Origin of the sequence: Flavobacterium pallidum, from assembly GCF_003097535.1 — a bacterium.
Taxonomy (GTDB): Bacteria; Bacteroidota; Bacteroidia; order Flavobacteriales; family Flavobacteriaceae; genus Flavobacterium; species Flavobacterium pallidum.
The window spans coordinates 207,825-220,622 of the sequence record NZ_CP029187.1 but is presented as its reverse complement, the minus strand read 5'-3'; the positions used below and the strand labels follow the sequence as shown (position 1 = coordinate 220,622).

Sequence of the window (12,798 nt, the reverse complement as noted above, 5' to 3'; positions counted from 1 at the left end):
GAAGTCTTAAGTCTTAAAATCCTAAAATCCTAAAATCTAAAAATGAAAGTATCAGTCATAGGTTCCGGAACAATGGGAAGCGGCATCGCACAAGTCGCGGCTACAGCCGGTTGTGCGGTGAAGATTTATGATACCAATCTAGAAGCCATCGCCAAAAGCAAATCCGCATTGGAGAAAACCATGGCGACGCTTTTGGAAAAAGGCAAAATCAACGCCGAAGAAAAAGCCAGGATTCACGGAAACATCGCTTATGCGAATTCCATCGAGGATTTAGCTGACTCCGACCTGGTCATAGAAGCCATCATCGAAAACCTTGACATCAAGCGTAAATTATTCAGTGAACTCGAAAGCGTCGTTTCTGAAAACACCATTTTAGCGTCCAATACTTCTTCATTATCCATCGCATCGATTGCCGCTTCATGTAAGAAATCAGACCGTGTCATCGGCATCCATTTTTTCAATCCTGCGCCGTTAATGCAGTTGGTTGAAGTGATTCCGGCAGTGCAAACAAACACAACAGTTTTAGATAAAACAATTGAAATTATTTCCAGTTGGAAGAAAGTTGTCGCGGTGGCCAAAGACACGCCCGGATTTATTGTAAACCGTGTCGCACGTCCGTTTTATGGCGAAGCATTGCGTATTTATGAAGAAGGCAAAGCAGATTTCGCCACAATCGACTGGGCCATGAAGACATTCGGAAATTTCCGTATGGGTCCTTTTGAATTGATGGATTTCATTGGGCACGACGTAAACTATGTAGTAACTGAAACCGTTTTCACCGCATTTTATTTCGACCCGAGATACAAGCCGTCATTCACGCAGAAACGTTTAATGGAAGCAGGATTCTTAGGAAGGAAAACCGGACGTGGATTTTACAATTACGCCGAGGAAATGCCAAAGCCAAACGAAAATGCCGTTTTGGGAAAACAAATTTTCGAACGCGTTTTAGCCATGCTGATCAATGATGCCGCCGAAGCCTTGTTCCTGAATATCGCTTCCGCAAAAGACATAGACAATGCCATGACCAAAGGTGTCAATTACCCGAAAGGGTTGCTGGCGTGGGCAGACGAAATGGGAATCAACTGGTGCGTTTCAACATTAGATAATCTTTACAACGAATATCACGAAGACCGATACCGCTGCAGTCCGCTGTTGCGTAAAATGAATACAGAAAACAAAAAGTTCTTTTAAATGGCACCAAAGGAAATAGTCCATAAAATGTTCGACAATGATGCTTTCAGCCAATGGCTCGGCATTGTTGTTGAGGATATTTCCGAAGGAAGCTGCACCTTGTCAATGACCATTAGCAAAGACATGCTGAATGGTTTCGGGATTGCACACGGCGGAATTACATACTCGATTGCCGACAGTGCCCTGGCGTTTGCCTCAAATTCACACGGCAGGCAGGCATTAAGCATTGATACCTCAATAAACCACATCGAATCACTGAAGGAAGGCGATACGATTTTGGCTGTAGCCAAAGAAAATGCATTAAAGAATAAATTTGGTTTTTATACCGTCGAGATAAAAAAAGGGGAAACAGTCGTGGCTTTGTTTAAGGGTACGGTGTTTCGGAGTGATAAAGAATGGAGTTAATAAAATTTGGAATTTGAATTTTATGGAAAGTTATATAATTGATGGCGTACGCACGCCAATCGGGAATTACCAGGGAACATTAGCTGCAGTACGCGCTGACGACCTTGGCGCTTTGGTCATAAAAACTTTGGCTGAAAAGCATCCGGAAATTCCGCAAAGCGATTACGATGACGTGATTATGGGCTGTGCCAACCAGGCCGGGGAAGACAACCGCAACGTAGCGCGTATGTCTTTGTTATTGGCAGGCCTGCCGCAAACCGTCCCGGGGGAAACCGTAAACCGTTTGTGCAGCTCTGGATTGTCAGCAGTGATTCATGCGAACCGTGCGATTAAAGCAGGTGACGGTGATTTATTCATCGCCGGCGGTGTCGAGAACATGACCCGCGGACCGCTTGTGGTTTCAAAACCATCTTCGGCTTACGGAACCGATTCAAAAATGTACGACTCAAGCTTTGGCTGGCGTTTCATCAACCCGAAAATGCAACAAATGTATGGTGTTGATGCGATGGGCGAAACCGCTGAAAATCTCGTGGATCAATACCAGATATCAAGAGAAGATCAGGATGCGTTTGCATTAAACAGCCAACTGAAAGCAGCCAAAGCACAGCAAAATGGACGTTTGGCAAAAGAAATCACAGCTGTTGAAATTCCGCAAAGAAAAGGCGACCCGGTCGTTTTCGACAAAGACGAATTCATCAAACCGAATTCTTCCATGGAAGGATTGTCGAAACTGCGTGGCGCATTCCGTAAGGAAGGTACTGTCACGGCTGGAAATGCTTCCGGCTTAAACGATGGAGCCGCGGCAGTGTTAATCGCATCTGCGGAAGCGGTTAGAAAATACAGTTTAACGCCATTGGCAAAAATCGTAAGTTCGGCAGTTGTTGGTGTGGAGCCAAGGATTATGGGGATCGGGCCGGTTGAAGCCACGAAGAAGGCCCTGGCCAAAGCCAACCTGAGATTAGATCAAATCGATATCATTGAACTCAACGAAGCGTTCGCAGCACAAAGCATTGCCTGCATACGCGCATTGGGTTTAAAAGATGATGATCCAAGAATCAACCCGAACGGCGGTGCGATTGCCATCGGACATCCACTGGGAGTAACCGGTGCCAGGATTGCGTATTCTGCGGCGTTGGAATTGAGTCTTACAAACAAACGATATGCATTGATTACCATGTGTATTGGCGTTGGACAGGGCTATGCAGTAATTATTGAAAATGAAGGTAGGATAGATAAATAGCAGCAATAGCAGTATAAAACTGCTAATGAGCATATTAATACTACGATAGGAATGATTTACACTGCCGCTGAGTATATTAATACTGCGATAAGAATGATTAACACTGCGATATGGATAAATAAATTTTCTGACGAGCAGTATAAATCAGCAAAAAAGCAGATTTAATCGTTCCTATCGAAGATTTATACCCCACTTACAGATGATTAAATCTTCTTTTAAGTAATTTAAATCTTCCAATTGATAGATTAATCGGCTTTTAATAAGCAATAGATATAAAGTAGTGCCATGCACTGCAATAAATAAAAAGATATGAGTAAATTACAAAACTATGTAAACGGGCACTGGACAGCAGGGCAGGGCGAAGGCGCACCTTTATTCGATTCGGTTACTGGGGAAATTATTACGCATGCTTCCACAGAAGGCTTGAACTTCGAAGAAATCCTGCATTACGGAAGGACAACGGGCGGCGCTAAACTGCGCAAAATGACCTTCCAGGAACGTGGCAATATGCTGAAGAAACTGGCCTTGTACCTTACGAAGAAAAAAGAGCTGTTCTACGAAATCAGTTACCGTACCGGTGCTACACGTGTAGACAGCTGGATTGATATCGAAGGCGGTTTCGGAAATTTGTTTGCCAATGCATCGCTGCGTAAATTGTTCCCAAACCAACCTTATGATGTGGAAGGCGACCCAATCGATTTGTCACGAGGCGGCCGATTTATGGCACATCACATCCTGGTTCCGAAACCTGGCGTTGCCGTGCACATCAATGCGTTCAATTTCCCAATCTGGGGCATGCTCGAAAAATGTGCCGTAAACTGGATGGCAGGAATGCCTGCCGTCGTGAAGCCGGCAACATCGACTTCATACCTTACGGAAGCAGTTGTAAAAGAGATTATCGCATCAGGAATTTTGCCTGAAGGTGCATTGCAGTTGATCTGCGGAAGCGCACATAATATACTCGACTTCGTTGAATCTCAGGATGTGGTTACATTCACAGGTTCTGCCGATACCGGGCGCAAGCTGAAATCAAATCCTAAAATCATCAGCGAAGCCGTTCCTTTTAATATGGAAGCGGATTCCCTGAACTGTTCTGTTTTGGGCGAAGATGCCATTCCCGGAACACCTGAATTTGATTTGTTCGTAAACCAGGTACGTTCAGAAATGACCGTAAAATGTGGTCAGAAATGTACCGCAATCCGTCGTATCATCGTTCCTGAAAATCTCATGGAAGATGTACAGATTGCCTTAGGAAAAGCTTTGGATAAAGTGACTATCGGTAATCCGAGATTGAAAGAAGTCCGTATGGGTTCGCTTGTCAGCAATGATCAGGTCAATGAAGTGAAAATGCGCACGAGAGAAATCGCGAAAACGGCTTCGATCGTTTATGGCGATTATGATAAGATTGCTACGGTGGGTGCCGATGTCTCAAAAGGCGCATTCATCAGTCCGATGCTTTTAAGGGAAGACCATCCGTTTAAAAATATAACCGCTCATGAAACCGAAGCTTTCGGTCCGGTAGCAACTTTAATGCCATACAAAAATATCGAGGAAGCGGTTGAATTGGCGAAACTGGGCAAAGGTTCCTTGGTTTCTTCGATTGTGACCAATTCAGATACAATTGCCAAAGACTATGTTGTCAATGCAGCATCCCATCACGGAAGGATTTTGGTGTTGAACCGCGAAAACGCCAAACAAAGTACTGGTCACGGTTCCCCATTGCCACAATTGGTACATGGCGGTCCGGGAAGGGCAGGCGGAGGAGAGGAAATGGGCGGTATCCGCGGTGTAAAGCATTATATGCAGCGTTGCGCAATACAGGGTTCACCAACGACTTTGACGGAAATCACAGGAATTTACCAGCCGAATGCTGCTTATAAAGAAGCACCGGAGCATCCGTTTAAATATTACTGGGACGATATCGAGCCGGGCATGTCGCTGAAAACGCACAAGCGCACGGTTACTGATACGGACATCATCAATTTTGCAAACCTGACCTGGGATCATTTTTATGCCCATACTGATATCACTTCGCTGAAAGGAAGTATTTTCGAGAAGCGTACCGCACACGGTTATTTTATTTTGGCCGCCGCTGCAGGGCTTTTCGTATGGCCGAACAAAGGTCCGGTTGCTGCGAATTACGGCCTTGAAGAATGCCGTTTCCTGCGGCCGATTTACCATAATGATACTATGTATGTGCGCCTGACATGCAAACAGAAAGTGGAGCGCGACAGCCGAGGCGAGGAATTGCCTTCCGGAATCGTGAAATGGTTCGTAGAGGTTTTTGACCAGAATGATGAGCTTACCGCAATTGCGACCATCCTTACGATGGTACAGAAAAAGTCGCCTTTCCCGGAAATCAACAGGAAAAATATCGATGAGTATCTGACGAAACTTACCGTAAATCATAAAGCGAACTGGGGCACGATGACACCACAGCACATGGTAGAACACATGGAGCAGCAATACCGTTTTGCGTCAAGCCAGAAAGGTGATTTTGAAATCGCTACCCCGGCGGAGCATCTGGATAAATACCGTGAAACAATATTTAACCACAGGCCAATGCCACAGGGACATAAGCATCCGCTGATGAAAGCAGAAGGCAATGAAGATTTAGAACATGCAGATTTGCCAACGGCGAAAATGAAATTACTCGAAGCCATGGACGCTTACGAACTATACTTCAAGGAAAACCCTGAAGCACGTACTAAAAATGTAGTGTTTGGGATGATGGATAAATTCGAATGGGATTTATTGGCTAATAAGCATTTTGACCATCATTTTAAGCAGTTTGGAATATTATAATAGTTTAAAGTTTAAAGTTTAAAAGTTGGTCTGCCAACTTTCAAACTTTAAACTTTAGACCTTAAACAAAAAAAATGGACGCATACGTAAAATCAAACATCGAAAACAACATCGCGACGATTGAATTCTTCCATCCGGAGCAGAATTCACTGCCGGGAAATATTCTTGCGCAATTAGCGGAAACGATTACAAAGACAGGAAATGACGACAATGTAAAAGTCATCATCCTTAAAAGCGGTGGCGACCGCACGTTTTGTGCCGGAGCGAGCTTCAAGGAATTGATTAATATTAATGATGCGGCAACAGGAAAAGTATTTTTCTCAGGTTTCGCCAAAGTCATCAACGCGATGCGCAAATGCCCGAAATTCATCATTGGAAGGATTCAGGGGAAAACTGTCGGTGGCGGCGTAGGGATAGCAGCATCGACGGATTATTGCTTTGCGACGAAATTCGCTGCAATAAAATTAAGTGAGCTCAATGTCGGTATCGGACCATTTGTGGTTTCACCGGCCATTGAAAGGAAAATGGGTGTTTCTGCGATGTCACAAATCGCAATCGACGCAAACACTTTTTACGAAGCGGAATGGGCGAGAAGCAAAGGATTGTTTGCCGAAGTTTCCGAATCGATTGAGGAAATGGATTCAAAAGTGGAAGCATTTGCCAAACATTTATGTACTTACAATCCCGAAGCCATGACTGAAATGAAAAAGATTTTCTGGAAAGGAACAGACGATTGGGACCATCTTTTAGCCGAACGTGCTGCGATTAGCGGACGATTGGTGTTGAGTGATTTTACGAAGAAAACACTGGAGAAATTTAAATAGTCTGATAATCTAAAGCGAAGCGTTTCTGTAGCGAAGCGTGTCTAAAAATGATATACGAATTCAAAGGCTTTATCCCCGTCATCCACGAAAGCAGCTTCATCCATCCGCAGGCTGCGGTTACCGGCAACGTGATTATCGGTAAGGATGTATATGTTGGACCCGGCGCAGCAATTCGCGGTGACTGGGGCGGGATTGTGATTGAAGATGGCTGTAATGTACAGGAAAATTGTACGATACACATGTTTCCGGGAAAGAGCATTACTTTGAAGAAAGGAGCGCATATCGGGCATGGGGCGATTATCCATGGGGCTAATATCGGAGCAAATTGCCTTGTAGGAATGAATGCCGTAATCATGGATGACGCCGAGTTGGGTGATGAATGCATCGTTGGGGCCTTAACCTTCATCAAAGCCGAAATGAAAATCCCGAACCGCAAAATGGTCGTTGGGAATCCGGCTGTGATTGTAAAGGACATCAGCGACGAAATGATTGCCTGGAAAACCAAAGGCACGCAGTTGTACCAGCAATTGCCGGCAGCACTATACGAAACCCTGAAAGCAGTCGAACCTTTACGGGAAATCCCGAAAGACAGGCCAGTTCAGGAAACGAATTACATGACGTTAGAGGAGTTTAGGAAGAAGTAATCAGTTCTCAAACTTTGCAACTTTGCAACTTTGCGACTTTGAAACTATAAAATGATAACAGAATTTAAAATGCCCAAAATGGGCGAAAGTATTTCCGAAGCGACCATTATCAACTGGCTGAAAAATGTCGGGGATCCTGTCGATGCAGAAGAAACGATTTTGGAAGTGGCCACAGATAAGGTTGACAGCGATGTGCCGTCGCCGGTTTCAGGTGTGATTACTGAAATACGTTTCGGGAAAGATGATGTGGTGAAAGTAGGAGAGGTGCTGGCGCTAATCGACGCAGATGGAAATGTCGCGGGCAAAAAAATAACGATTGGAAAAACAGAGGAAGTAAAACAGGCAGCAAAACCACTGCCGAATGATACCAAAAAGGAGGAAGTGAAATTACAGGCCAGGAGCAATCCCGACGCGTTCCTTTCCCCATTAATCATCAGTATTGCACAAAAAGAAAACCTGTCATTAGAGGAAGTACAAAGCATTCCCGGTTCTGGTGCAGATGGAAGGATTCAGAAAAGCGATGTTTTCAACTACCTGAAGAACAGGAAGTATCCTTTAAAAAGCACGCCGCAAAACGCTGCACCCTCAACCCTGTACCCTGCACCAAAAATCAACTATGTAGAAGGCAAAGATCGCATCGTCGAAATGGACCGTATGCGCAGGATGATTGCCGATCACATGGTGTATTCGAAACAGACATCACCGCACGTGACTTCATACATTGAAGTGGATGTGACGAATCTCGTCGGATGGCGTAATAAGAATAAAGATGTTTTTGCTGAAAAGCACAACCAGAAATTGACGTTCACACCCATTTTTGTTGATGCTGTTGCCAAAGCGATTGTGGATTATCCAATGATTAATGTATCAGTGGATGGCAAGAACATTATTGTTCACAGCGATATTAATATCGGAATGGCGACGGCTTTACCAAACGGAAACCTGATTGTCCCGGTCGTTAAAAACGCCAATGAAAAGAATTTGCCTGAATTGGCTGCCACAGTAAATCATTTGGCCGAAAGTTCACGCAACAATGAATTAAAACCCGATGAGGTTCAGGGAAGCACGTTTACGATTTCCAATGTTGGGACATTTGGAAGCTTAATGGGCACACCGATTATCAACCAACCTGAAGTTGCGATTTTGGCTTTGGGAATCATCAAGAAACGCCCGGAAGTGATTACGACTGAAAAAGGAGATGAGATTGCGATTCGTAGCATGATGTACTTATCGCTGTCGTTTGACCATCGCGTTGTGGACGGATTTTTAGGAGGATCGTTCCTGCGAAAAGTAGGCGATTACCTCGAACAATTTGATATCAATACGGCAATCTGATTGCATAAAATATAAACACTATGGCTTACAATATTAAAGAAACAAGAGCAACGGCTTCAAGGATTAATGAAGTGGATATCAACAACATCGTAATGGGGCATGCCTTTACAGATCACATGTTCATCTGCGATTATGAAGATGGCCAATGGAAAAATCCACGTATCGAACCGATGCACGAAATTCCGACGCATCCTGCCGCTATGGCATTGCATTACGGACAGGCAATTTTTGAGGGAATGAAAACCACTTTAGGAAAAGACGGATCTCCATTGTTGTTCCGTCCCGATGAAAATGCAAAGCGATTGAACTTCAGTGCGGACCGTATGGGAATGCCATTGTTTCCTGAAGATTTATTCATAGAAGGATTGAAAAGGTTCATGGCAATAGAACACAATTGGATTCCGACGAGTGAAGGAAGCGCGTTGTACCTGCGTCCGTTCATGTATGCTGATGAAGCATTTATCGGAATGCGTGCCGCGACAAAATACAAGTTCATCATTTTTGCATCACCGGCTGGGCCGTTCTTCAGTAAGCCAATAAAATTGTGGGCTGAAACCAAATTTATTCGTGCCGCAAATGGCGGTACAGGAGAAGCCAAAGCTGCTGGAAATTACGCTGCTGCGATTCGCCCGACGGAAATAGCCAGAACTAAAGGCTACGACCAGGTATTGTGGCTTGATGCACGCGATTTCGAATATGTACAGGAAGTAGGGACGATGAATTTCTTCCTGAAGATTGACGGAAAATGGATTACACCGAATCTCGGAGGTTCTATACTTGCAGGGATTACAAGAATGAGCGTAATTGATTTATTGCGTGACAAAGGATTTGAAGTGTCCGAAAGACCAATTACGATGCAGGAAATTGTCGCCGCTTTTGAAAATGGTACACTCGAAGAAGCTTTCGGAGCCGGAACTGCCGTTGGCATTGCGATGGTGGAGGAAATCGGATATAAGGATATGAAGATTAAATTCCCGGCTGAAAATCCGGTTTCAGAGGAGGTGAAGCAGACCCTGGAAAAAATCAAGCATCAGGAAATCGAGGATAAGTTCGGGTGGATTGTTCCGGTTGAATTAGATGCGTCAGTTGATGCGTAAACCGCAGCCCCGATAGAAGCGGAAATCCTTTTCCCGTGTTCTCGACACATGCCTTCAGGCACACTCGAACTGACGGGAAAAGATTGCAGCGGATAGCGGGATAAGCTGCCCAAAAAATAAAAAATAAAATGGAGATTGCAGAAAGCACATTGAATAAGATTATTTTAGAAAAGGCGTTTGCGACGATGGCAACTGCCAAGGCGATGACGGAGCTGTATGAGGAAAATTTCAAGACAGTTTCCAAATACGTACATGCCACATCGCGTGGGCATGAAGCCATACAGATCGCACTTGCAATGCAATTATTGCCGCAGGATTATGCCTTTCCGTATTACCGCGATGATGCAATGATGCTCGGAATTGGTATGCAACCTTATGATTTGATGCTGCAACTGATGGCGAAAAAAGACGATCCATTTTCAGGCGGACGTACGTATTACTGCCACCCAAGTTTACGTGATGCAGATAAGCCTAAAATTCCGCATCAATCCTCGGCGACAGGTATGCAGGCGATTCCTGCTACAGGTGCGGCAATGGGATTTTGGTACAAGGAAAATATTGGAATTCAGGATGAGAATGAACAAAAGCCTATTGTGATCTGTTCCTTAGGCGATGCCTCGGTAACGGAAGGAGAAATTGCTGAAGCATTCCAGATGGCGGCTTTAAAGCAATTGCCAATTTTATATTTAGTGCAGGACAATGGCTGGGATATTTCAGCGAATGCAAAGGAAACGCGTGCTCAGAATGCGTTCGAATATGCCAAAGGATTTCATGGTCTTGAAGCGGTTTCCATTGACGGAGCTGATTTTACCGAAAGTTATCTGACGATACAGAAAGTACTGAAAACGATGCGTGCCGAGCGCCGTCCGTTTTTGGTGCATGCCAAAGTGCCATTGCTGAACCACCATACTTCCGGGGTTCGTATGGAATGGTACCGTGATGATCTGGACGAAGCGAAATCACGCGATCCGTTTCCGGTGTTGAAGCAGCAATTGACTGATGCGGGATTTTCATCAGAGGAAATAGAAAAGATAAACCGTACGGCCGTTTCAAAAGTACAGGCCGACTACGATAAGGCGTTGCAGGCAGAAGATCCAAAACCGGAAGATTTGTTTACACATGATTTTGCGCCCACTTCGGTTACGGAGGAAAAAGGAGAAAGAAATCCAATCCGTGAAGATAAAGTCGTCATGGTCGACTGTGCATTATTTGCGGTCGAGGAATTGATGAAAAAACACAAGGAATGCCTTTTATACGGACAGGATGTCGGTGGAAGATTGGGCGGTGTATTCCGTGAAGCGGCTACATTGGCGCAGAAATTCGGAGACGAACGTGTTTTTAATACGCCCATCCAGGAAGCATTTATTGTGGGTTCCACGGTAGGAATGTCAGCCGTAGGATTAAAACCGATTGTTGAGGTGCAATTCGCCGATTACATCTGGCCTGGATTGAACCAGTTGTTTACGGAAGTCAGCCGTTCCTCATACTTAACCAACGGAAAATGGCCGGTGTCTATGATACTGCGTGTCCCGATTGGTGCGTATGGCAGTGGTGGGCCTTATCATTCGTCTTCTGTCGAAAGTGTGCTGACGAACATCCGCGGTATCAAAATCGCTTACCCAAGCAACGGAGCCGATTTAAAAGGATTGATGAAAGCGGCGTATTATGACCCGAATCCGGTCGTGATTCTGGAACACAAAGGTTTGTACTGGTCTAAAGTAAAAGGAACTGACGAAGCGCGCGTAAATGAGCCTTCTGAGGATTACATCTTACCGTTTGGCAAAGCCAATATCGTCCAGGAAATCTGGGGACAGGATATGGAAGAAACGATGACGGTAATCACTTACGGTATGGGCGTGCATTGGGCCTTGAATGCTTCAAAAGATATGAAGGATAAGGTCGAAATCGTTGATTTACGGACGCTGTATCCTTTAGACGAGGAAACGATTCTGAAGTCGGTTAAGAAAACGAAAAAATGCCTTGTCGTTACTGAAGAGCCTGTGAATAATTCGTTTGCACGAAGTTTGGCGGGAATGATTCAGGAAAAATGCTTTAAATATCTTGATGCGCCGGTGATGGTAATCGGGTCTGAGAACCTGCCTGCGATTCCGCTAAACATGACTTTGGAGCAGACGATGATTCCGTCGATGGAGAAGGTGAAAGTGAAGATGGAGGAGTTGCTTCATTATTAGAAGCCAATCCGGCTTTCCACTGCAAGTTTTTTCAAATCCGCCTATTTTGCTGTATTAAAAAGAGCTTCCTCCGGTCGCTTTTTTAATCAGGCAAAATTACGGCGTCTTTTTCAAAAAGCTTTCCGTTCCACTCCGGGCTAGCGCGTGAACGTTAATTGGAAAAATTGCGTCATTATCAGAACAATCCCTAGCCCTGATCGCAGCGGCATCCTTTTTAAATCACCGTAGCGCAGCGAAGGTGATTTAAAAAGATATAGCGGAGAGCAGGAATAAGCTCCAAGAAAATAAAAAACCCGCCGAATCTTCATCAGCGGGTTTTCGTTTTAAGCAAATACTGTCAACTGCCTTATTTGTTTGCCGGAGGATACTGCTCGAGGATTTTTGTGACAAATTCCTTAATACGGGCATCTTTGGCCTCCGGATTTTTAGTTAAATAGCCCGAGCCTTCACCCTGCCAGACGAGTTCTTTCTTTTTTGCATCGATTAAATCGATGAATAATGTGCCTTCCGTATTCGTAGTTACATACGAATTATTGAAACCCCATGGATTCCATCCCCATCCCCAACCATAACCCCATCCGGAGTAAAACTGGTTTACATTGACTTCCTGTCTTGCTTTGGTGAAGATATTGACAACTAAGTCCGGGTTTTCACTTTTGGTAAGCCCTTTTGAGGCCATCTGGTCTTCAATTGCGTGCAGGATTCTTTTCTTATCAAGGTCTGAGATTTCTACTTTATCGACACCCTGCTTATGGAACGCAAAGGTTTTAAAGCGGGAATAGTCAACGGTTTTGTCATAATCGCTTGCCACACGTACTGAGGAACAGGACGCCATAACGGCAATGAATAACAACGGAATAATTCTGATCATTTTCATAGTCCAATAGTTAAAAATTATTTTTTGTCGTTTTTCCTGTCGATGAAGCTTTTTATGACCGCAATCACACTGATGATGATGGAGGTGAAAAGCAGGCTGTACCTGAGATAAATGTTCTCAGTATACATCGCAACCGGGATTAACAATGTCCCGAATAACAAGAGCAATATGCTGCTGTATCTTTTCAT

At 44.5% G+C, this 12,798-nt stretch carries 11 protein-coding genes; 9 read left to right on the top strand and 2 right to left on the bottom strand.

What is annotated here, in order from left to right:
* The first annotated feature begins 42 nt into the window (after positions 1-42).
* From HYN49_RS00835 to HYN49_RS00795, 9 genes are all read left to right on the top strand, one after another.
* Positions 43-1,191, top strand: a complete 1,149-nt coding sequence (locus HYN49_RS00835; RefSeq protein ID WP_108902351.1) for a 3-hydroxyacyl-CoA dehydrogenase NAD-binding domain-containing protein — start codon at positions 43-45, stop codon at positions 1,189-1,191.
* A complete protein-coding gene (locus HYN49_RS00830) occupies positions 1,192-1,596 on the top strand; it encodes a PaaI family thioesterase (protein WP_108902350.1) in 405 nt (134 codons plus the stop codon).
* Between the two features lie 22 nt (positions 1,597-1,618).
* Positions 1,619-2,836 carry a 3-oxoadipyl-CoA thiolase gene (pcaF, locus tag HYN49_RS00825; protein ID WP_108902349.1) on the top strand — a complete coding sequence of 406 codons (1,218 nt, stop codon included), beginning with the start codon at positions 1,619-1,621 and terminating at the stop codon, positions 2,834-2,836.
* Positions 2,837-3,145: 309 nt separating this feature from the next.
* Complete coding sequence (gene paaZ / locus HYN49_RS00820; RefSeq protein ID WP_108902348.1) at positions 3,146-5,641, top strand: phenylacetic acid degradation bifunctional protein PaaZ; 2,496 nt, start codon at positions 3,146-3,148, stop codon at positions 5,639-5,641.
* Between the two features lie 74 nt (positions 5,642-5,715).
* Positions 5,716-6,465: an enoyl-CoA hydratase/isomerase family protein gene (locus tag HYN49_RS00815; protein ID WP_108902347.1), complete on the top strand. Its 750-nt coding sequence runs from the start codon at positions 5,716-5,718 to the stop codon at positions 6,463-6,465.
* A gap of 47 nt (positions 6,466-6,512) precedes the next feature.
* Positions 6,513-7,109, top strand: a complete 597-nt coding sequence (locus HYN49_RS00810) for an acyltransferase (RefSeq protein WP_108902346.1) — start codon at positions 6,513-6,515, stop codon at positions 7,107-7,109.
* A gap of 78 nt (positions 7,110-7,187) precedes the next feature.
* Positions 7,188-8,444, top strand: a complete 1,257-nt coding sequence (locus HYN49_RS00805) for a dihydrolipoamide acetyltransferase family protein (RefSeq protein ID WP_245892229.1) — start codon at positions 7,188-7,190, stop codon at positions 8,442-8,444.
* A 20-nt stretch (positions 8,445-8,464) separates the two neighbouring features.
* Positions 8,465-9,541, top strand: coding sequence for a branched-chain amino acid aminotransferase (locus HYN49_RS00800; RefSeq protein ID WP_108902345.1), 1,077 nt, complete (start codon positions 8,465-8,467; stop codon positions 9,539-9,541).
* Positions 9,542-9,669: 128 nt separating this feature from the next.
* Positions 9,670-11,733 carry an alpha-ketoacid dehydrogenase subunit alpha/beta gene (locus HYN49_RS00795; protein ID WP_108902344.1) on the top strand — a complete coding sequence of 688 codons (2,064 nt, stop codon included), beginning with the start codon at positions 9,670-9,672 and terminating at the stop codon, positions 11,731-11,733.
* Positions 11,734-12,079: 346 nt separating this feature from the next.
* Here HYN49_RS00795 and HYN49_RS00790 read toward each other — a convergent pair whose 3' ends face one another.
* A complete protein-coding gene (locus HYN49_RS00790) occupies positions 12,080-12,610 on the bottom strand; it encodes a DUF4136 domain-containing protein (RefSeq protein ID WP_108902343.1) in 531 nt (176 codons plus the stop codon).
* Positions 12,611-12,627: 17 nt separating this feature from the next.
* Positions 12,628-12,798 carry a hypothetical protein gene (locus HYN49_RS15130; RefSeq protein ID WP_181368986.1) on the bottom strand — a complete coding sequence of 57 codons (171 nt, stop codon included), beginning with the start codon at positions 12,796-12,798 and terminating at the stop codon, positions 12,628-12,630.

What these genes read in the sequence shown, in the direction of transcription:
- HYN49_RS00835 (WP_108902351.1), top strand. Translation starts at nt 43, where the DNA reads ATGAAAGTATCAGTCATAGGTTCCGGAACAATGGGAAGCGGCATCGCA.
- HYN49_RS00830 (WP_108902350.1), top strand. Translation starts at nt 1,192, where the DNA reads ATGGCACCAAAGGAAATAGTCCATAAAATGTTCGACAATGATGCTTTC.
- pcaF (WP_108902349.1), top strand. Translation starts at nt 1,619, where the DNA reads ATGGAAAGTTATATAATTGATGGCGTACGCACGCCAATCGGGAATTAC.
- paaZ (WP_108902348.1), top strand. Translation starts at nt 3,146, where the DNA reads ATGAGTAAATTACAAAACTATGTAAACGGGCACTGGACAGCAGGGCAG.
- HYN49_RS00815 (WP_108902347.1), top strand. Translation starts at nt 5,716, where the DNA reads ATGGACGCATACGTAAAATCAAACATCGAAAACAACATCGCGACGATT.
- HYN49_RS00810 (WP_108902346.1), top strand. Translation starts at nt 6,513, where the DNA reads ATGATATACGAATTCAAAGGCTTTATCCCCGTCATCCACGAAAGCAGC.
- HYN49_RS00805 (WP_245892229.1), top strand. Translation starts at nt 7,188, where the DNA reads ATGGGCGAAAGTATTTCCGAAGCGACCATTATCAACTGGCTGAAAAAT.
- HYN49_RS00800 (WP_108902345.1), top strand. Translation starts at nt 8,465, where the DNA reads ATGGCTTACAATATTAAAGAAACAAGAGCAACGGCTTCAAGGATTAAT.
- HYN49_RS00795 (WP_108902344.1), top strand. Translation starts at nt 9,670, where the DNA reads ATGGAGATTGCAGAAAGCACATTGAATAAGATTATTTTAGAAAAGGCG.
- HYN49_RS00790 (WP_108902343.1), bottom strand. Translation starts at nt 12,610, where the DNA reads ATGAAAATGATCAGAATTATTCCGTTGTTATTCATTGCCGTTATGGCG.
- HYN49_RS15130 (WP_181368986.1), bottom strand. Translation starts at nt 12,798, where the DNA reads ATGAAAAGATACAGCAGCATATTGCTCTTGTTATTCGGGACATTGTTA.